Source organism: Mesorhizobium sp. M1322 (assembly GCF_040318085.1).
Lineage (GTDB): Bacteria > Pseudomonadota > Alphaproteobacteria > Rhizobiales > Rhizobiaceae > Mesorhizobium.
Window position 1 is genome coordinate 35,091 of sequence record NZ_JAMYLP010000036.1, and the last position, 19,665, is coordinate 54,755.

Sequence of the window (19,665 nt, forward strand, 5' to 3'; positions counted from 1 at the left end):
CTCGGGCACAGCTTTGCGTGACCTTAGATAAACATCTGCGATCAAATCGCGCGCGGCGCATCTTTTCGGCGCTCCAGAAACGCGTTACGCTCTCCCGATGGACTTGTTGCGCCACAAGAAGATGGCTGCGGGACGCGGCTTTCTCGACGACCAGTTCCTGATTGCCATGCCCGGCATGAAGGACGACCGCTTTACGCGCTCCGTCATCTACATTTGTGCGCACAGCGACGAAGGCGCGATGGGCCTGGTCATCAACCAGACGCAGCAGATGCTGTTTCCGGATCTGCTCGTGCAGCTCGGCATCATGAACGAACAGGAGGCGATCCGCCTGCCCGCGCAGGCCCGCGACTTCGTCGTGCGCAACGGCGGACCGGTGGACCGCAGCCGCGGCTTCGTCCTGCATTCGGGCGACTACCGGGTGGAATCGTCGCTGGCCGTCTCCGACGACATTTGTCTGACCGCGACCGTTGACATATTGCGCGCCATTTCATCGGGCCGTGGACCCCGGCACGCGCTGATGGCACTCGGCTATTCGGGCTGGGGCGCCGGTCAGCTGGAAAGCGAAATCGCCGAGAACGGTTGGCTGACCTGCCCGGCAAATGCGGAGCTTCTGTTCGATACCGACATCGAGCGCAAATACGACCGGATTCTCGCCTCGATCGGTATCGACCTCGCCCATCTCAGCCTGGCTGCCGGTCACGCCTAGTGCATGTCGCGCAAAAGTGTGCAGCGGTTTTGCGATAGCGACATGCATAGAACAACAACCTAAAGCGCGTCGCGTGAGGCCGATCAAACGCGACGCGCTTTAGTGGTGAAAACCCGATACCTGGCTGGTTACCGCTGCATTGCCATCGCCAGCCGTTTGCCCAAATCGTAGACGAGATTCTCGATACCGGCTGTCCAGGACAGGTCAGCCTCTTTAACGCGGGTTTCGACATCGCTGTATTTGCCGATGCGGGCTTCTAAGAAAGAGCGCATGCGCTGGTGAAACTGGCCGACGGTGAGCTGTTTTCCCTTGGCCCTGAACATCGCGTTATTGAACCGCGCCGCCTTGGGGAAGATTCTGCTGGCCGTGGCATTGGGCGTCTCGTCGGCGTTCGACAGGAGCTGTGCTGCGCCGTTGGTGCCAAGAAAATGGGGGAGGTAAAGATCCCTTTCGTCCATCGCCTTCTCAAGACGGGCTTCGATGCGTTCCTTCGCCGCGAGAAGGTTCTTGGCCGCAAGTGCTGCCGACAGATAGGGATCGCGCCTGAATTCAAGGATGCGTTCTTCATCGGCCTTGTCGTCGACGAAATGGTGTTCGCGCTTGCCCTCGAGGCGGATCCGGATCAGTTCCGCTTCGTCGCCCAGGCCGAACTCTGAACCGTACTTCTTCACCGCCTCGAGCCATGTCTGGTCGAGGAACTGCATAAGACCAAGTGCCGACCCTTTAGGCGGGCGGTTGTTGATGTCGAAGGAGGATTCCTTCTCGGCGATCGCGAAAAGGGTGTCGGCAGGAAATTGGGTGTCCTTGGCGGCACGCAGAATCTCGCTGGCAATGTACTGCGACACCTTGTATTCGCCGAACTCGTGCACCGACATACCGATGACGATCTGTTCCGCGCCTTTGGAAAGGATGGACACGGTGCCCTTCAATGCATCGGCCAGGGTGCCTTCTCCCTTGCGTCGGGAGGTCGATATCGTGCCCGGATCGAGGATGTCGAACTCGGGTGCGGCCGAGGGGAAACTCAGAGCGGAGGACGGAACAGCAGTGGCAACCGCGGCTTCGGTCACTCCGTTGACCAAGACCCCCGAATAGACCGGCCATGGCATGGCCGCCACTGTCGCCGCCAAGCCAAGCCCAGCGATCCTTTTCGACAAAGGGCGTCGGCCCAAAAGGATGACGCCTCCGCAAGCAAAGATTTCAAATGTTCTTTGGAGTGACGCCAGGTCCCCCTCCGTTCCTTGTCTAGCTGCCCAGATACTTTGGGGCAGATCTATTTCCAACGTTGAGCCGTCAACGTCGAAAAAGACAAGAAGAACGGTCAGTGCTTTCTCTAGCTAGTCATGGATAATGGCGGTACAATGGCCGCAATGCGGCGAGGACAATTCGCAATGTACAACAAGATGATTTTTATCGACCGTTGCGTAGTCGATTTGTTGCTTGTGAAGAGAGATCATTTAGCCTTTGGCCGTCGCCAGATTGGTGCTGAGCTCGAAGGCTAGTCCCGATCCATTGCTATAGGGTTGCAGCACGGGCGTACTCTCGCTCACGATCGCCTCCACAACGCGCTTGCGTTCCTGATCGCCCATTTCCTTGGCTAAAGAACTCATCCCGACCAACGCCATCGTATTCAAGCGCTGGAAAGGTGCGCCTTCCCCGAAGTGGATGGTGCGCGAAATAATCCTTGATCGGACCTCGTGGAAGCCGGCGTCTCGCAGCAGCGCCTCAAGTGGAGCCGCTTCCCCGAAGCTGTACCGTTGATCGGCGATGGCGCCCAGATGGCGCTCTGCGACGCGGCGCAGTTCGCGAAAGAACGGGATTTCGTCGTCCGGGCGCCACGTGGCGATTGCCAGCCTACCACCCTTCGCCAGCGCGCGACGCATCTGCGCCGCCGCCGTGGGTTTGTCAGGAAAGAACTGCAGTCCTTGCTGGCAGATGACCACATCGAACGTCTCACCATTACGCAGAGGCAGCTCGCCGGCATTGCCTTGGCGCCAGTCAATGGCTGGTTCTACAGCCCGCGCCACGGCAAGCATGTCCGGGCTGATGTCGACGCCGACGATATGTCCGGCTTCACCGAACCGCTCTCTTGCAACCCGCGCCACTACTCCTGTTCCGCAAGCGATATCGAGCACGCGATCGCCCGAAGACAACTCCAGCTCGTCAAGAGCCATCTCGGCCCATGGACGGAAGAGAGGGCCGACGAGCCACCGCTCGTACATCTCCGGGAAACTTGCCTGGTTCATTGCGTAGCTGGGCAAGGTCATGATCGTCCTCCCTCAAATTTCCATCCGGCCATCGCGAGCCTTTCTCCGCGCTCCTTGGCCGAGCGCGATTCCAACGAAGCAAGAAAGTTGCAGTCGTTTCGCAGAAAAAAAGGCATCTCAAATCAGCAGTAGCTCCAGTTTCAGCAATAAACGCCTAGCCCGGCCAATCGAACGTTTGGGCAGCTCGGACCATTGCCGCCGTCGCCGGGCTATAGGGCCGGCCCGGAACACTAGCCAGGGACACCGTGCGTGCCACCGCGGGTTCGATCAGCGGACGCTGCAGAAGTTCAGGCGATGTCACCGAATATTCAGGCATGAAGGCGAAGCCGATCCGCGCCAGCACCATTGATTGGATCCAATCCTCGCGCTCGGAACGAAAGCGGGCATAAAGGCTAACGTTTCTTTCCCGGCACACACCCATCACCAGGTCCCGCATTTCGCAGGACAGACGATCGACATAGGGTTCTTGAGAGAGATCGACCAACTTGATTGCATTGAGGCTCGCAAGCCGGTGATCCGGCGCGAATACGACGACGTAGCGCTCACTATAGAGATCATGGACGCGGAAAGCCGCTCCCAATCCCTCCAGCGGATTGAGAACGGCCAGATCGAGATCGCCTTGCTCAAGCCTGTTTTTCAGTTCCTGAACGCTCGCCTCGCTAACTTCAAGCTCGACGCCATGATAGTCGCGCTGGAACTTTGCCAGGAACCGGGCGAGCTTCACATGGCCGATGGTCGACATGACGCCGAGGCGGATCGGCACCTGGTTGAGCAGCCTGAAATTATCGGCAAGCGTTCTGGTTGCGTGGGCCTCCTGCATGATCTGCTGAAGATGCGGCAGAATGGAGCGCCCGAACTCACTCAGGAGGATGCGCTTTCCCTCGCGGTGGAACAACGGCGCGCCAAGCTCATCCTCGAGCGTCTTGACCGCTTTGGTGAGCGCCGGTTGAGACACATTGCAATCGGTGGCGGCCTTGGTGAAGTTCAGCATCTTCGCGGCGGCAAGCACGTAGCGAACCTGAAACATCTCCATGGCGAGCCCTCCCGAGGCGGTTCCACGAAACGGCATTGTAATCCTTTCATCGATAACTGTCGGCTATCGATCGATAGAAAAAATGTCGTTCTCTTTCCCCCGCCGCTGCATTCAACTCCTGTGGTCACTGTTCACAGGAGGAGATCTGGAAATGACTGTTTACATGGTGGAACGCGATCTCAAGGGCATCAGCATGGAAGCTCTGGGAGATGCGCAGAAGGCGGCGATCAGCAAAGCCGCCGAGATGACCTCCAACGGCACCGACATCAGCTATCTGCGCTCGACCTTCGCACCGGAGGACGGGCGCTGCATGTGTCTGTTTGACGCTGCCTCCGATGTCGACGTGAAGCGTCTAAACGACGATGCGGGGCTGCCCTATCATAGAATCGTACCGGCGCTCGATCTTACTCCATAACGCCAGCACGACCGGGCTCGTGATGACCATCCGGGCCCGGCGTTCTGAAGGGTCATGCGCAGGGCGCCAGGCTGATCATTTGGAACGGGGAAAGACCAGGACATTCGTGCATACTGCATCGGCTAGCCAGGGAGGCGTACCATGTTTGGCAACTCGGGCATCATTCCCCTGCCTCGCCCGCTTGATCGTCGTGTGGATACTCTTGCGCAGTCGTTCATGCGCCAGCGGCTCGGATCGCAGATGGACTTCTCGACCCCGGAAGGCGAGCCGGCGCTGTTACCGCCCAACTCGGTGTCCTGGCGTATTTTCAAGAACCCTGTTGCGCTGTTCATCGGCGGGGTTACGGCGGTACTGCTCGAATTGGCAGAGCCGCGGGTTCGCGACGCCATTTGGCAGCACAGCACATTCCGCTCGCACGCCCTCCGACGATTACAGCGTACCGGCCTCGCTGCCTTGGTTACGGTCTATGGCCCTCGAACCAAGGCCAAGGCCATGATTGAAGGTGTGGTCAGGATGCATGGGCGCGTTTCGGGTCGAACCAGCGAAGGTGAGCCATACCACGCCACCGACCCGGAGTTGCTGGACTGGGTGCAAGCGACGGCCGGGTTTGGTTTCATGGAGGCGTATCACGTCTATGTGCATCGTCTGCATTTTTTCGAACGGGACGCGATGTCTGCTGAGGCTCGCCCCGTCGCGCTTCTCTATGGTGCGGCCGGCGCGCCCAAGTCGCAGGCCGAGCTTTACGCGCTGTTCGATGTGATGCGGCAAAGACTCGTCCCGTCGCCGATCGTCTCGGAGTTCCTGGAGATCATGGAAGACGTTCCCGCCTTGCCGGGAGTGGCTCGACCGCTTCAGCGGCCATTTCTGAAGGCGGCAGTCGAGATCCTACCCCGCTGGGTTCGCACGCGCTTGGCACTCGGCGACCGCTGGACGTTGAAGCCGTGGGAGCGTGCTTTTGTGAAGACAACGGCTGCAATCTGCGAAAGCATCGTCCTCCCTTCATCACCCGCCGTTCAATCGTGCCGTCGCCTCGGCCTTTCCGAGAGCTATCTCTATCGCCGACGTTAATTCAGGCTTTCCAACATTGATGGAGCCGCGCCGCGGATAGCAAATTTAGTTTTCGGTACCGCGTGACCAAAACGGGTTACTCGCAACCTCCGAGCACCGGGAAGCAGACCCCTGGCATGTCGCCCAAAGTGCGCAGCGGTTTTGGGACAACGACTTGCACAAAATCAAGCCTGGGTCAGCGGATACTGTTCCTTCAGCGTCTTCAGCACCTGATCGCCGGGCATCGGCGCGCCGAACATGAAGCTCTGCACATATTCGCAGCCCATCTGGCGCAGTTCGAGCGCATCGCTTTCATCCGAAATGCCTTCGGCCACGACCGAAAGGCCGAGTTCATGCGCCATGTTGACCATGGATTTGAGCAGCACCGCGCGCTTCGGTGTCGCGTCGTCGACGAAGCTCTTGTCGATCTTGATCGTGTCGAAGGGGAAGCGCGTCAGATAGGCAAGCGATGAGTAGCCGGTGCCGAAATCGTCCAGCGACAGGCCGATACCAAGCTTCTTCAGCTTGTTCAGCACATGGGCTGTCTGCTCGGGATTGTCCATCACCAGCGATTCGGTGAGTTCGAGCCGGAAGCAGCGCGGCTTCAGATTGGCCCGCGCGATCACCGAGCGGACGTCGCTGACCAGATCGCGGCGGATGAGCTGGCGGCTGGACAGGTTGACCGAAACCGACAGCGGCGCGTCGCCGATCTGCTTTTGCCATCCGGCCAGATCTTCGGCGGCCTGTTGCATGGCGAACAAGCCAAGCTGCACGATCAGGCCGCAGCTCTCGGCGACCGGGATGAAATCGCCCGGCGGGATCATGCCGCGGCGCGGATGGTCCCAGCGCAAAAGCGCCTCGAAGCCGGCAACGCTGCCGTCTTCGAGCCGCACGATGGGCTGGTAAGCGACTGTGAATTCGCGCCGTTCGATGGCGCGGCGCAAGTCGGACTCGAACTGCAGCCGGTCGGTGCCAACGGTCCGGAAGGCGGGGCGGAACGGCTCGATCCTGTCGCCGCCGAAACGCTTGGCCTGGTGCATGGCAAGCTCGGCGTCCTTGACCATATCCTCGGCCGAACTCTGCGCCGAGGTCCAAGTGACCAGCCCGATCGAGGCGGTCAGCACGATCTCGCGCTTGGCAAAGGTGATCGGATTGTTGATCGCATGCTTGATGGCGTCGGCAACTGCTGCGATGCGGGCCGGGTCCTGTTCGGAAAGCAGCATCAGTGCGAACTGGTCGCCGGCAAAACGCGACAGCGAATCCTTCGGCTTGAGCAGCCGGTGCAGCCGGCGCGCAATGGTCAGCAGGATGGTATCGCCGGCCGAGATGCCGAGCCCGTCATTGACCTGCTTGAACCGATCGATGTCGATGACGAAGACGGTCGGACGCACCTTCTCTTCCGTGCGCGCGATCGAGATGATCGCCTCCAGCCGGTTCATCAGCAATTCCCGGTTCGGCAGGCCGGTCAGATTGTCGTGCACGGCATCGTGCAGCAACCTCTCCTCGGACTTCTTCTGCTCCGTCACGTCGACCATGGTGCCGACGCAGCGGATGACCTCGCCGTCCGATCCGATCACCGGCCGGGCGCGCAGCGAAAACCAGTGATAGTGCCCATCGGCGCCGCGCAGGCGGAAATTCTGCGACACACGGCCGCGCCGGTGTTCGAGCACCACGTCGAGCGTTGTGCGGAACGTGTCCCGATCATCGGCATGCAGCACCGGCAGCCAGTTGCGGGCGGCGCCGCCCAGGCTGTCGGGCGCAAGGCCAAGCTGGATGCTGACATCCGGCCTGGTGACGACGCGGTCGCGCATCACGTCCCAGTCCCAAACCGTGTCGCCCGATCCGGCGACGGCCAGCGCCTGCCGTTCGAGATCGGAGAACAGGCCCTGATGCAGTGCGCCGCCGGCAAAGGCGTGCTGCATGACGGTGAAGCCGATCAGCAGGATGATGAGGATCAGCCCGCCGCCCAATGCCGGCTGGGCGATGTCGTTGTCGAGCATGCCGGTGATCGCCATCCACGACCCGCATAGCCACAACAGGACCATGACCCAACTGGGCACCAGCATGATGGCACGGTCGTAGCCGCGTATGCCGAGGAAGATGATCAGGCCGAGGCCGGTCAGCGCGGTGGCGGCGAAGGACAGCCTGGCGATGCCGGCGGCGACCGCCGGATCGACGATTGCAACGCCTGCGATCAACACCAGCCCCAGAATCCAGACCAGCGCGCCGTAGCTGAAATGGCCGTGCCATCGGTTGAGGTTGAGATAGGCGAACAGGAACACCACGAAGGTCGCCGCAAGCGCCACCTCCGTTCCGGCTCGCCACATCTGCTCGTTGCCGGGCGATATTTCCAAGACCTTGTTGAGAAAGCCGAAATCGATGCAGATATAGGCGAGCACCGCCCAGGCGAGTGCTGCGGTTGCCGGGAACATCGAGGTCCCCTTGACGACGAAAAGGATGGTCAGGAACAGCGCCAGGAGGCCGGCGATGCCGATGACGATACCGCGAAACAGCGTGTAGGAGTTGACGGAGTCCTTGTAGGATTCCGGATCCCATAGATAGACCTGCGGCAGTTTGGGCGAGGCAAGTTCGGCAATGAAGGTGATCACCGTTCCGGGGTTCAGCGTCACCCGGAACACATCGGCGTCGGGGCTGGTCTGGCGGTCGAGCGCGAAGCCCTCGCTGGGCGTGATCGCGGCAATGCGGGTCGAGCCGAGATCCGGCCAGAAGATGCCGGAATTCACCAGCCGAAAATGCGGTGCGACGATCAGCCTGTCGAGCTGCTGGTCGGTGGTGTTGGCAAGCGCGAACACCGCCCAGTCGCCGGTCGAGCGCGCATCATTGGCCTCGACCTCGATGCGCCGCACGATGCCGTCCGGTCCCGGCGCGGTCGACACCTGGAAGTTCTCGCCTTGGTTGCGGTAGATTTCGACGGCCCCCGAAAGGTCGAGCGCCACGTCGTCGCGGGCGATCTTGATCGGTTCGACGGCGAAGGCCGAGGACGCCGCGCAGAGCACGACGATTGCGGTCAGCACAAAGGCGAACAACGACCCGATTCGCAGGAAATTCGTCAAAAATCAGTCCTTCGTTCCCGCGCCCGGCGGATCGTCCTCGATCCGGGCGTAGAGGTAATGGTCCTGCCAGATGCCATTGATCCTGAGATAGGATCGCAGAAGTCCTTCGCGCCGGAATCCGGCTTTTTCAAGCACGCGGATCGACCGGGCGTTGTCGGGAATACAGGCAGCTTCGATCCGGTGCAACCTCAGCGTATCGAAGGCGAAGCGCGTCACCACCTTGACCGCGTCGGTCATTAGGCCACAGCCGCTGTAGCGCTCGCCGATCCAGTAGCCGATATGGCCGCTTTGCGCGACGCCGTGGCGGATATTGCCGAGGGTGATTCCACCGACAAGCTTGCCATTGCCTTTCTCGAAGATAAAGAAGGCTATGGCGGTTCCCTGCGCATAGTCTTCGCGATAGCGGCTGAGGCGATGCCGCCATGCCGTGCGGTCGAGCTCGTCGGGGTTCCACCGCGGCTCCCACGGCTCCAGGAAGGCGCGGCTTTCCCCGCGCAGCACCGACCATTCGCGATAGTCGTTGGTCAGCGGCACGCGCAGCGTGATCCGGTCGCCCTTCAGTGCCGGCAGGTCACGGCGAAAGAAAGGGAGCGCGAACATGACGCTTTGATGGACTTAGCCGGCGAGCTTTCGGGCCGTGGTCTGCGTGCCCGATAGCGATTCGAGGACCGCCTCATAGGGAGCGAGCGTACCCACCGGTCCGACGGCAGTCAGCGTCGGCTTGGTCGAAAACAGCCGTGACGACAGGTCCGTCAGCCGCTCGACCGTCAGCGCCGACAGCCGTTCCATCAGCTCTTCCTTGGCAATCGGCCGGCCGAACAGAAGCATTTGCCGGGCGATCTGCGAGGCGCGGCTGGCCGGGCTTTCGGCGGACATGATCAGGCCTGCACGGTACTGGGCGCGTGCCCGGTCGAGTTCCTCCTGCAGGATGTTCTCGCCGACCTTCTGCAACTCGTTGATGACCACCGGCACCAATTCGGCGATGTCGCTCTGCCCGGTCGCGGCATGGACGCCAAAAATGCCGGTGTCGGAAAAACCCCAGTGGAAGGCATAGACCGAATAGCACAGCCCGCGCTTTTCGCGGACCTCCTGGAAAAGACGAGACGACATGCCGCCGCCAAGGATCATCGACAGGACCTGCGAGGCGTAGAAGTCGCGTACATGATAGGCGCGGCCCTCGAACCCCAGCACGATCTGCGCGTCCATCAGTTCGCGGTCCTCGCGGAAATCGCCGCCGACATATTGCGCATATTGCGGCATCGTATTGTCGGACTTGCTGCGGAAACCGCCGAGGTGCTTTTCGACCTCGCGCACGAAATTGTCGTGCTTGATGTCGCCGGCGGCAACGACAACCATACGCTCGGCCCCATATTGCCGTTCGATGAATTTGTGCAATTGCTTCGAGGTGAAGGATTTGACGGTTTCCGGCGTGCCAAGGATGGAGCGGCCGATCGTCTGGTGGCGGAAGGCCGTCTCGGTGAAGTGGTCGAAGACGACGTCGTCGGGTGTATCGTGCGCGGCGCCGATCTCCTGCAGGATCACATGCTGCTCGCGCTCCAGCTCCTGCGGGTCGAACTCGGAGTCCTGCAGGATGTCGGAGAGGATATCGACGGCCAGGGGCACGTCGTCGCTCAGCACCCTGGCATAATAGGAGGTGGTCTCGACACTCGTGGCGGCATTGATCTCGCCGCCGACATCCTCGATTTCCGAGGCAATCTCGAAGGCGCTGCGCCTTCTGGTTCCCTTGAACGCCATGTGTTCAAGCAGGTGGGCCATTCCGTGCTCTTCGTTACGCTCGTTGCGGGCGCCTGATTTGATCCAGGCACCAAGAGCGACGGATTCGAGGCTTGGAAGGGTTTCGGTGGCGACTGTCAGGCCGTTCGACAGACGGCTTACCTCAACACCCATATAGCTGATACTCCCTAACTTGCCGCCCGCGTGTGGCGGCTAACATAATCTTCCACCATTTTCAGGTCGGATGGAAGTACCGTGTATTTTTCCTCTGATGTCATCAACCCGCCTAGCCATGCGGGCAGGGCAGGCGACACGCCGCTGGCGGCTTCGACGGCGGCAGGGAATTTTGCCGGATGGGCAGTGCCCAGCACGACCATCGGCACGGAATTGATGGCCTTCGCAGCCGCAACATGCATGGCCGCGGCCGTGTGCGGGTCAAGCAGATAGTCGCTGGCTGCGAGCGTTGAGCGGATCGTTGCGGCGACTTCGTCCATTGTCGAACGGCCGGCATCGAATTCGGAGCGGATCCTGGTGATCTCGCCGGCTTCGATGGTGAAGGCGCCGGACTGCTTGAGGCCGCCCATGTAGCGCCGCACGGTCGAGGCGTCGCGGCCGGCCGCCTCGAACAGCAAGCGCTCGAAATTCGAAGAAACCTGGATGTCCATCGACGGCGACGTGGTCGAAAAGACGCCTTTCGTGCGATACTCGCCGCTCGACAGCGTGCGCGCCAGAATGTCGTTGTCGTTGGTCGCGATGATCAGCCGCTCGATCGGCAGCCCCATCTTCTTGGCGGCGTAGCCGGCGAAGATGTCGCCGAAATTGCCGGTCGGCACCGTGAAGGAGACCGGCCGGTCGGGCGCGCCGAGCGACAGCGCCGATGAGAAGTAATAGACGATCTGGGCCATGATGCGGGCCCAGTTGATCGAATTGACGCCGGACAGCGATACCCGGTCGCGAAAACCGTGATCGTTGAACATGTCCTTCACCAGGCCCTGGCAATCGTCGAAATTGCCTTCGACCGCCAGCGCATGGACATTGGGGGCGATGGACGTCGTCATCTGCCGCTGCTGCACCGGCGAGACCCGGCCGTGCGGGAAAAGAACGAAGATGTCGGTGCGATTGCGCCCGGCGAAGGCATCGATGGCAGCCCCGCCGGTGTCGCCGGACGTGGCGCCGACAATCGTGGCGCGCTGGTCGCGTTCGGCAAGCACATGGTCCATCAGCCGGGCGAGAAGCTGCATTGCCACGTCCTTGAAGGCAAGCGTCGGGCCATGGAAGAGTTCCAGAACGAACATGTTCGAGCCGGTCTGCACCAGCGGACAGACCGCCTCGTGACGGAAGGTCGCATAGGCTTCGCGCACCAGGCGTTCGAAAACCGGCATCGCGATCTCGTCGCCGAGAAACGGCGACAGCACGCGGATGGCGAGGTCGGGATAGGCGAGGCCGCGCATGGCGCGGATCTCTGCCGCCGAAAACTGCGGCCAGGTTTCAGGCACATAAAGACCGCCATCGCGCGCCAAGCCCGCCAGCACCGCGTCGGAAAATCCAAGCACGGGCGCTTCCCCGCGGGTACTCACATATTGCATCGTCATGTTCCATTGCTGCCGGGCGGTTTCGTCCGCGGCAAAGTGGTTAATTTCCGCACTTGATCAGTCGCATTTTTGCCGCGCGGTTGATATACGTCACCCGCTTTGCGAGAGGGAAGTCCAGTTCATGGCGTTTCATACACTCAACGGTCGTTTTGTCGCGGGTCTGGCGCTCACTGGCTTTATGCTTACCGTCGCCGGCTGCCAATCAGGCGGCAATGGCATCCTGGGCTTCGGAAAGACGGACACGACACCGCCACCACCGCCGGACCCCAAGGTTCTCGCCAGCCAATTGCAGGCCTATTGTCCGAAAGTGACGCTGCGCGACGGCACCGCCTACTTCAACACCTATGCCAAGGGCAGCCAAAAGCCCAAGAAAAAAGCCGCCGAAGACGCCGAAGCTGCCGCGCTTGAAGCGGGCAGCGATCAGCAGGAGGATTCCGCCAAGATCATCTATCAGGCCTCGATCACCGACGTGACCCGCGACTGCGCCCGTGCCAACGGCTCGCTGACGATGAAGATCGCCGTTGCCGGCAAGGTCGTTCCGGGACCGATGTTCAGCCCGGGCACCATCACGATGCCGATCCGTATCGCTGTGATGCATGGCACCGAGGTCCTTTACTCGCAGCTTCACCAACATAAGGTCCAGGTCACCAATCCCTCGAGTGCCACCCAGTTCGTCTTCACCGATTCGAACGTAGTCGTTCCCGAGCCCACCGCGCGGGACTATCAGGCGTACGCCGGCTATGACGAAGGCCCGGCGAAGAAGACCGACAAAAAGATTGCCGCGGCCGAATAGCGGCGGCATTTGAGCCGCCTCGGGCCGGAGGCGCATGCATCACGCATCCGCCGACCATTCCGACAGGGCGGCGATCACGCTTTTCAGCTCCGCCCAGCGGCGAATGACCGTTTCGGCGCCGGCCTCGGTCAACGCGTCGGCATGCCCGGGATAGCTGTGCGCGGCTCCGGTGAAGCCGATCACACGCATGCCGGCTGTCCTGGCGCCGGTGACGCCATGCACGGAATCCTCGATGACGAAGGTGTTCGCCGGATCGGCCTTGAGCTTTTCCGCGGCAAAGAGAAACACGTCGGGCGCCGGCTTGGATTTTCCGCTCGGCGTTTCCAGCGACGAAAAAATGTGCCCCGTGAAAAACGGCAGCAGCCGCACCTTTTCCAACATGAATTCGATCCGCTCGGTGCGCGAATTCGAGCAGATGCAGCGCGGCGTGCTCACCGCGGCGACCGCCTCGTGCACCCCGTCGATGGCGCGCACCTCGCTGCGCAGCCGGCGGTCGACCAGGTCCTCGGCGCGATCGATCAGCGAGGCCTGGAACGGGACGCGCGATTTTTCCTCGACCCGCATCATGATGTCCTTGAAGGTCAGCCCGGCATAGGTTTCGGAAAGCTCCTCAGCCGATATCTCGTAACCGGCCGACGTCAAAAGCTCGGCTTCGATGCGCGCGGCAATGATTTCGGAATCGACGAGAACGCCGTCGCAATCGAAGATGACAAGGTCTGGCTGGGGCATAGCGATCCGGAAAGCGGGAGGGGAGGGGCTGAGGCGGTTCAGGCGGCGCGGCATACACCAACAGGCCGAGCTTCGCAAATTACCTGCGGTCTGAACCCTCAGCCTTCACCGAATATTTACGCTGATCGGTAACCATAACAGGGAGTAAACAGTAACGCGTGCTTTGGGTGTAACAATGTCTGCCGTGCGTCTTCTCGACGAGCTTTCCCATGCTCCCCAGCAATCTGAATGGCTGGATACGATCCTGAAGGGCGATTGCGTCGCCGCGCTCGACCGACTGCCGGAAAAATCCATCGACGTGATCTTTGCCGATCCGCCCTACAATCTGCAGCTCGACGGCGATCTGCACCGGCCCGACCAGTCCAAGGTCGATGCCGTCGACGACGACTGGGACCAGTTCGCGAGCTTTGAGGTTTACGACGCCTTCACCCGGGCCTGGCTGCTGGCGGCGCGCCGCGTGCTGAAACCCAACGGCACCATCTGGGTCATCGGCTCCTACCACAACATTTTCAGGGTCGGCGCCAAGATGCAGGATCTGGGGTTCTGGATCCTCAACGATGTCGTCTGGCGCAAGACCAATCCGATGCCGAATTTCCGCGGCCGCCGCTTTCAGAACGCTCATGAGACGATGATCTGGGCCTCGCGCGACCAGAAGGGTAAGGGCTACACCTTCAACTACGAAGCGCTGAAGGCGTCGAACGATGACATCCAGATGCGTTCCGACTGGCTGTTTCCGATCTGCACCGGCAGCGAGCGCCTCAAGAACGAAAATGGCGACAAGCTGCATCCGACACAGAAGCCCGAGGCGCTGCTCGCCCGCATCATGATGGCCTCGACGAAGCCCGGCGATATTGTGCTCGATCCCTTCTTCGGTTCCGGCACCACCGGCGCGGTGGCCAAGCGCCTCGGCCGCCATTTCGTCGGCATCGAGCGCGAGCAGACCTATATCGACGCCGCCAACGAGCGCATCGGCGCAGTCCGGCCGCTGGACGGCGCTGATCTTACCGTGCTTACCGGTAAGCGCGCCGAGCCGCGCGTTGCTTTCGTCAGCCTCATCGACACCGGGCTGATGCTGCCGGGTGCCACGCTCTATGACGCCAAGAAGCGCTGGGCGGCCCGGGTGCGCGCCGACGGCACGGTGGCGGTCGGCGACAGCGCCGGATCGATCCACAAGATCGGCGCGGAAGTTCAGGGGCTGGATGCCTGCAACGGTTGGACCTTCTGGCATTATGAGCGCAGCGGCGGCCTGACCCCGATCGACGAGCTTCGCCGCATCGCCCGCCTCGGCATGGAGCGGGCAGGGGCCTGACAATAACCGCTATGGCGGTCTCGTTGCACATTGTTCCCGAAGGAAGCAGGATCGCGCTTTCTCGACTGAGGGGCCGTGACGCGCTCGCCAATGCCGTCGTCGGGTCTTCCTCCTTCGCTCGTCGCATCGCTTCGGTTGTTTGTTTTTCGTATCGCTGTAGATCGATGAACGGGCCGTCAGGCATCTTGGCTTGCCTTTTCGCCGGGTTACACCTTGATGCCGCCTGTGAGGGAAGATCAGCGCTCGCCGGTTGGAATCTCATGATCATGCGAGTCGGAGACCGAGGTAACGAACCATCGGGTCGAAGTCTCGGTCATCATGCAACAGCGCGTGTCCGCCCTGGATGCAGAATGTGCCGATAATCATATCGATTGTCTTGCGGATGGTGATGCCCCGCTGCCGGAGCATGCGGTAGTTTCGGGCAGCTTCGACTGCCGTCGCCGGATTCAGCATCGGTACAATGGCGAACTGCCGGAGGTTTCGTTCAATCAGTTGGGCATGCGGTTCGTTGAGCGCGCCTTGTAGCACTTCCAGCAGGATCAAGTCTCCGACCAGAATCTCCTGAGTGTCATCGAGATGCCTGAGCTTACTGACCGAGACGCTCTCCGTATTGCGGAGATGGGCGATCCACACAGAACTGTCGACGACGATCATCGATGCTGATCGGGCGAACGGCCTTCCCGCATGGCGTCAAGATCGCCCTCCCAACCGGCGCCAGCAAGGGCGGCGATAGCCATATCCTGCCGGTGCCGGCGCACCAGAGTGCGCAGGGCCGCCTCAATCGTCGCTTTCTTGGTCTTGAGACCGGAGGCCGCCATGGCCTCCGCGATCAGTTTGTCGTCGAGTTCGATGTTGGTTCTCATGGCGGTTCTCAATGTGTATGAATTGGACTAAACATACACATTCTGCTCCCGACCAACAAGCCGTCCCAACCAAAGAGGGGACAAGGCCTACGTCGATCAGTGGCTGCATCTTGCTAAAGCGACGGGTGAGTTCCACCGCATCTACGATTCTCACGTCAAGTAGCGCCCGACGACGCGATCCGAAGCAGCGCCGTGGAGCGCGTCTCAGCGACTGCACCACCATCACATGCCGTCTTGTCCATCAGCTTGAGAGGACGAACACAGATACAGCCGTTGCGCGCTTTGCCACCTATTGAACTCACCCGATTGCCCTGGGCCGACGACGGATCCTATTGCACTACGCCGTGTTGAAGCGAGTCATCAGTCAGGCCCGTCGCAGTGATCACACTCTGATCCCCAGGCGATCGAGGTCCGCCTCGAGCGTCTTGGCGTCGGTGAACAGCACCGACTGCCAGCCGGCGGCCTTGGCGCCGTCGACATTCTTCTGGCTGTCGTCGATGAACAGCGTGGCCGCGGGCTCGAGTCCGAACGCGGTGACGTGATGGTCGTAAATGCCGCGATCCGGCTTGATCATGCCGATCTCGCCCGAAATGGTGACACCGCGCGGACGGTTGAGAAAGTCGAAACGCTGCCGGGCTTCAGCCAGCGTGTCGGCGGCGAAATTGGTCAGCATGGTGACGTCGTGGCCGCTCTCGATCAGCGTCTCCATGATCTGGACGCTGTCGTCATAAGCGTGCGGCACCATCTCGTGCCAGAGGCGGCGAAAGTTGCGGATGTTGTCGGCGTGGTCCGGGTGTTCGGTGATCAGCAGCGCTTCGGCCTCTTCCCAGGTCCGGCCGCGGTCCTGCTCGATGTTCCAGTCATGCGTGCAGACATTGTCGAAGAACCATTTCCGCTTTTCGGCATCGGGGATCAATCGGCTGAAGGGCAAGTTCGGATCGTAGTGAATCAGCACCCTGCCGATGTCGAAGACTATGTGGCGGATTTCGGTCATTCTCGTCCTCGTTCAATGCAATTCAATGTGGGGCGATGTGGGCGATTTAATGTGCGCGCTGCTTCTTCGTCGCGCCCGGTATCGCTGCTTCGATTACCTTTTTCATGACGGTGGGCAGCGCTTCGCCGGAAATTTCGTGGGCCAGCGACCAGAAATGGCCCGCAGGGGTGGGGCCATCGGTCAGCGTTTTGAAGACGTCGAGTTCGAGCGCGAAATGGGTGAAGACATGGCCAATCCGGCCGACTGGCCGCCAGTCGCCGGGGAAGGGCGCTGCCGCCTCTGTGGTCGCGCCGTCGATCCGCGCGGTCCAGCTGGTCGTCGGCACTTCGGTCATGCCGCCGAGCAGGCCCTTATCCGCACGTTTGCGCAAAAGGATGGCGCCATCGTCACGTACGGCAACGAAGGCAGCCCCGCGCCGCAGTGGTTTCTCCCCCTTCGGCAGGCGGACAGGAAAGCGCTCGGGATCGCTTGAAACAATGGCGCTGCAATCCTCTCGCAGCGGGCACAGCATGCAACGCGGCCGGCGCGGCGTGCAGATCGTCGCGCCGAGATCCATCATCGCCTGGGCGAAATCGCCCGGTCTGGTCGCTGGAACCATGCGCTCGACATGGGCGCGTATGTCACCCTTGGCTTCGCTCAGCGGCGTGACGATCGAAAACAGCCGGGAAACGACCCGCTCGACATTGCCGTCGACGACCGCGGCGGGCTGGTCGAAGGCGATCGCCGCGATTGCTGCCGCCGTGTAGGCGCCGATGCCGGGCAGTTCTCTCAAGCCAGCTTGCGTATCCGGAAACCTGCCGCCTTGCCGTGCGACGAGATCGGCGCAGGCCTTGAGATTGCGCGCGCGGGAATAATAGCCGAGCCCGGCCCAAGCCTTCATGACATCTTCGGTCGGCGAGGCGGCCAACGCCTCGACATCAGGCCACTTCTGGACAAAGGCCCGGAAATAGGATTTTACCGCTTCGACCGTGGTCTGCTGCAGCATGACTTCGGAAAGCCAGACGCGGTAGGGATCGGGACGCACGCCGCGTGCCAGCTCGCGCGGCGCAATACGCCACGGCAAGTCGCGGTGATGCGCGTCGTACCAGGCGAGCAGGCGGGACGCGATCTCGCCGCTTTCTCCAGACGCGGCTCTGCCGCTGTCTCCGGATGCGGTCTTGCGGGTCTGGTCGTACAGTGCCATTGATCGAGGACTGGCCTAACCGATGCGAGGTGAAGGTCGTGACTGGAGAACGCACATGGCAGGGAAAAGGCCCTTCGGCAATCCCGTTCCGGTGAGTGATCTCGCGACCCAGATTCTCGATCCGGTGTTGCGCAAGCGGGCCGGGATGTCGATCGGGCTCGTCCAGTCATGGGAGGAGATTGCCGGGCCGCGGCTTGCCAGCCGTTCGCGCCCTGAAAAGATCCAGTGGCCGCGCCGCATGCATGAAGATGATCCGTTCGAGCCGGCGGTGCTGGTCATCGCCTGCGAAGGGATGGCCGCCCTCCATCTGCAGCACGAGACCGGCGAGATCATCAAGCGGGTCAATGCCTTCCTCGGCTTCAACGCTATCGGCCGGATCAGAATCGTGCAAAAGCCGGTGACGGCGGACAAAGGGCGGCCTAAACCAAGCTTTCGGCCGCTGACCGTGGCCGAGAAGGTGAAGTTGTCAGGCACTGTCGGAATGATCGAGGATGACGGGCTGCGCGCTTCGCTGGAGCGGCTCGGCGCCACCATTCTCGGTCAAAAGAAAGTATAATCTCGCGCTTTCGTGATCGCGTACACAAGATTTGGCGATTGGAATGGGGACGGCGATGCCTTAATTCGCGCCAACTCTCGCCTTTTCTAGCCTTTGCATTGCAAAATCCAACCATTGTCAGGTGATTCGTATGCCCCGTCTTTTGTCCCGCAGAAACCTCCTGTCGTCGCTGGCCGCCATTCCGGCGATGGCCCTGCTCGCCGCCTGCAGCGACTCGGGCGAGAAAGCCGTGGCGGAGGATGTGAAACCTGCAGCCCCCGCCGATGCGATGAAGCCGGCCGATCCAGCAAAGCCTGCCGCTCCGGCCGCGGCCAAGGCGCCCGAGGCCCAGGGCACGGTGGACATGGCCGCCTTGCTGAAGCCCGGCGCACTGCCCGACATGCAGCTCGGCAAGGACGACGCGAAGGTCACCATCGTCGAATATGCCTCGATGACCTGCCCGCACTGCGCCCATTTCCATGAAACCACTCTCCCGGCGCTGAAGACGAAATATATCGACACCGGCAAGGCCCGCCTTATCCTGCGTGAATTTCCATTCGACCCCAGCGCCGAGGCCGGTTTCATGCTGGCGCGCTGCTCCAAGGATAATTATTTCCCGATGGTGGATGTTCTATTCAGGCAGCAGGCGAACTGGGCAGGTGTTGCCAACACCAAGGACGCCCTGCTGCAAATCTCCAAGATGGCCGGTTTTACACAGGAGTCCTTCGAGGCCTGCTTGACGGACCAGAAACTTCTGGACGATGTGAGATCGGTCCAAAAGCGCGGCGCCGATGAATTCAAGGTCGACTCGACGCCGACCTTCTTTATCAACGGGAAGACCTACAAGGGGGCGCTGTCGATTGAGGAAATCTCGGCCATTATCGACCCTCTGCTCTGATGTTTCGGCAGCGCCGAAGCGGCTGCGCTTCGGCGTGCACGACCTTTCGTTGTGCCGCGGGTTCTTGCCGCAAAATCGCGGAACACTTTTGCTGAACTTGGCTATGGGGCGGCGCGAATGAAATTTTCGCGCCTCCGCCTGCTCGGTTTCAAGTCCTTCGTCGAACCCGGCGAGTTCGTCATCGAACGCGGCCTGACCGGCATCGTCGGACCGAACGGCTGCGGCAAGTCGAATCTTGTCGAGGCGCTGCGCTGGGTGATGGGCGAAAGCTCGTACAAGAACATGCGTGCGTCCGGCATGGACGACGTCATCTTTTCCGGTTCGGGAACGCGTCCTGCCCGCAACACCGCCGAAGTCACGCTTTTCCTCGACAACAGCGACCGTAGCGCGCCCTCGGCCTTCAATGTCGCAGACGAGTTGCAGGTTTCGCGCCGCATCGAACGCGAGGCGGGTTCGCTCTACCGCATCAACGGCAAGGAAGCCCGCGCCAAGGACG

20 protein-coding genes are annotated in these 19,665 nt (G+C 61.4%); 8 read left to right on the forward strand and 12 right to left on the reverse strand.

Features of this window, described 5'->3' with window-relative positions:
- Positions 1-97 precede the first annotated feature (97 nt).
- Complete coding sequence (locus NKH12_RS15590; protein WP_023799312.1) at positions 98-706, forward strand: YqgE/AlgH family protein; 609 nt, start codon at positions 98-100, stop codon at positions 704-706.
- Positions 707-834: 128 nt separating this feature from the next.
- Here NKH12_RS15590 and NKH12_RS15595 read toward each other — a convergent pair whose 3' ends face one another.
- From NKH12_RS15595 to NKH12_RS15605, 3 genes are all read right to left on the reverse strand, one after another.
- Positions 835-1,833 carry a transglycosylase SLT domain-containing protein gene (locus NKH12_RS15595; RefSeq protein ID WP_352953946.1) on the reverse strand — a complete coding sequence of 333 codons (999 nt, stop codon included), beginning with the start codon at positions 1,831-1,833 and terminating at the stop codon, positions 835-837.
- A gap of 327 nt (positions 1,834-2,160) precedes the next feature.
- A complete protein-coding gene (locus NKH12_RS15600) occupies positions 2,161-2,970 on the reverse strand; it encodes a class I SAM-dependent methyltransferase (protein ID WP_352953947.1) in 810 nt (269 codons plus the stop codon).
- Between the two features lie 154 nt (positions 2,971-3,124).
- Complete coding sequence (locus NKH12_RS15605) at positions 3,125-4,003, reverse strand: LysR family transcriptional regulator (RefSeq protein ID WP_352953948.1); 879 nt, start codon at positions 4,001-4,003, stop codon at positions 3,125-3,127.
- Between the two features lie 151 nt (positions 4,004-4,154).
- Here NKH12_RS15605 and NKH12_RS15610 point away from each other — a divergent pair, with 151 nt between their 5' ends.
- Both NKH12_RS15610 and NKH12_RS15615 read left to right on the forward strand, forming a co-directional pair.
- On the forward strand, positions 4,155-4,418 hold the full coding sequence (locus tag NKH12_RS15610; RefSeq protein ID WP_023799307.1) for a DUF4242 domain-containing protein: 264 nt from the start codon (positions 4,155-4,157) through the stop codon (positions 4,416-4,418).
- Positions 4,419-4,559: 141 nt separating this feature from the next.
- Positions 4,560-5,486: an oxygenase MpaB family protein gene (locus tag NKH12_RS15615; RefSeq protein WP_352953949.1), complete on the forward strand. Its 927-nt coding sequence runs from the start codon at positions 4,560-4,562 to the stop codon at positions 5,484-5,486.
- Between the two features lie 164 nt (positions 5,487-5,650).
- On the opposite strand, the gene NKH12_RS15620 is transcribed toward NKH12_RS15615, so the two are convergent.
- From NKH12_RS15620 to thrC, 4 genes are read right to left on the reverse strand one after another with little or no spacing between them, the layout of a single operon-like run.
- The gene (locus tag NKH12_RS15620; RefSeq protein WP_352953950.1) at positions 5,651-8,539 is read right to left on the reverse strand and encodes an EAL domain-containing protein; all 2,889 of its coding nucleotides are present in this window, start codon (positions 8,537-8,539) and stop codon (positions 5,651-5,653) included.
- A gap of 3 nt (positions 8,540-8,542) precedes the next feature.
- Entirely contained in the window at positions 8,543-9,139 is a 597-nt protein-coding gene (locus tag NKH12_RS15625; protein ID WP_352953951.1) for a GNAT family N-acetyltransferase, read from the reverse strand.
- A 15-nt stretch (positions 9,140-9,154) separates the two neighbouring features.
- Positions 9,155-10,447 (reverse strand): M16 family metallopeptidase, encoded by a 1,293-nt coding sequence (locus NKH12_RS15630; RefSeq protein WP_352953952.1) that lies wholly within the window; start codon positions 10,445-10,447, stop codon positions 9,155-9,157.
- A 14-nt stretch (positions 10,448-10,461) separates the two neighbouring features.
- A complete protein-coding gene (thrC, locus tag NKH12_RS15635; protein WP_352953953.1) occupies positions 10,462-11,859 on the reverse strand; it encodes a threonine synthase in 1,398 nt (465 codons plus the stop codon).
- Positions 11,860-11,986: 127 nt separating this feature from the next.
- On the opposite strand from thrC, the gene NKH12_RS15640 reads away from it, so the two are divergent.
- The gene (locus NKH12_RS15640; protein WP_352953954.1) at positions 11,987-12,658 is read left to right on the forward strand and encodes a hypothetical protein; all 672 of its coding nucleotides are present in this window, start codon (positions 11,987-11,989) and stop codon (positions 12,656-12,658) included.
- A 39-nt stretch (positions 12,659-12,697) separates the two neighbouring features.
- On the opposite strand, the gene NKH12_RS15645 is transcribed toward NKH12_RS15640, so the two are convergent.
- Positions 12,698-13,387: an HAD family hydrolase gene (locus tag NKH12_RS15645; protein ID WP_352953955.1), complete on the reverse strand. Its 690-nt coding sequence runs from the start codon at positions 13,385-13,387 to the stop codon at positions 12,698-12,700.
- A gap of 175 nt (positions 13,388-13,562) precedes the next feature.
- Here NKH12_RS15645 and NKH12_RS15650 point away from each other — a divergent pair, with 175 nt between their 5' ends.
- Positions 13,563-14,696, forward strand: a complete 1,134-nt coding sequence (locus NKH12_RS15650; protein ID WP_352953956.1) for a site-specific DNA-methyltransferase — start codon at positions 13,563-13,565, stop codon at positions 14,694-14,696.
- Positions 14,697-14,960: 264 nt separating this feature from the next.
- Here the strand turns inward: NKH12_RS15650 and vapC are convergent, their stop codons facing one another.
- The 4 genes from vapC to mutY all read right to left on the reverse strand — a co-directional run bounded on the left by vapC (position 14,961) and on the right by mutY (position 17,736).
- Positions 14,961-15,350 (reverse strand): type II toxin-antitoxin system VapC family toxin, encoded by a 390-nt coding sequence (gene vapC, locus NKH12_RS15655; protein WP_352953957.1) that lies wholly within the window; start codon positions 15,348-15,350, stop codon positions 14,961-14,963.
- Positions 15,347-15,559 (reverse strand): type II toxin-antitoxin system VapB family antitoxin, encoded by a 213-nt coding sequence (locus NKH12_RS15660; RefSeq protein WP_352953958.1) that lies wholly within the window; start codon positions 15,557-15,559, stop codon positions 15,347-15,349. Before NKH12_RS15660 ends, vapC begins: the two co-directional genes overlap by 4 nt.
- Positions 15,560-15,941: 382 nt before the next feature.
- Entirely contained in the window at positions 15,942-16,553 is a 612-nt protein-coding gene (locus tag NKH12_RS15665; protein WP_352953959.1) for an HAD family hydrolase, read from the reverse strand.
- Positions 16,554-16,599: 46 nt separating this feature from the next.
- Positions 16,600-17,736, reverse strand: a complete 1,137-nt coding sequence (mutY, locus tag NKH12_RS15670) for an A/G-specific adenine glycosylase (protein ID WP_352953960.1) — start codon at positions 17,734-17,736, stop codon at positions 16,600-16,602.
- A 55-nt stretch (positions 17,737-17,791) separates the two neighbouring features.
- Here mutY and NKH12_RS15675 point away from each other — a divergent pair, with 55 nt between their 5' ends.
- The 3 genes from NKH12_RS15675 to NKH12_RS15685 all read left to right on the forward strand — a co-directional run.
- Complete coding sequence (locus NKH12_RS15675; RefSeq protein WP_352953961.1) at positions 17,792-18,292, forward strand: DUF721 domain-containing protein; 501 nt, start codon at positions 17,792-17,794, stop codon at positions 18,290-18,292.
- Between the two features lie 130 nt (positions 18,293-18,422).
- The gene (locus NKH12_RS15680; protein WP_352953962.1) at positions 18,423-19,169 is read left to right on the forward strand and encodes a DsbA family protein; all 747 of its coding nucleotides are present in this window, start codon (positions 18,423-18,425) and stop codon (positions 19,167-19,169) included.
- A gap of 117 nt (positions 19,170-19,286) precedes the next feature.
- A partial coding sequence (locus NKH12_RS15685) for an AAA family ATPase (protein WP_352953963.1) occupies positions 19,287-19,665 on the forward strand: 379 nt, incomplete at its 3' end.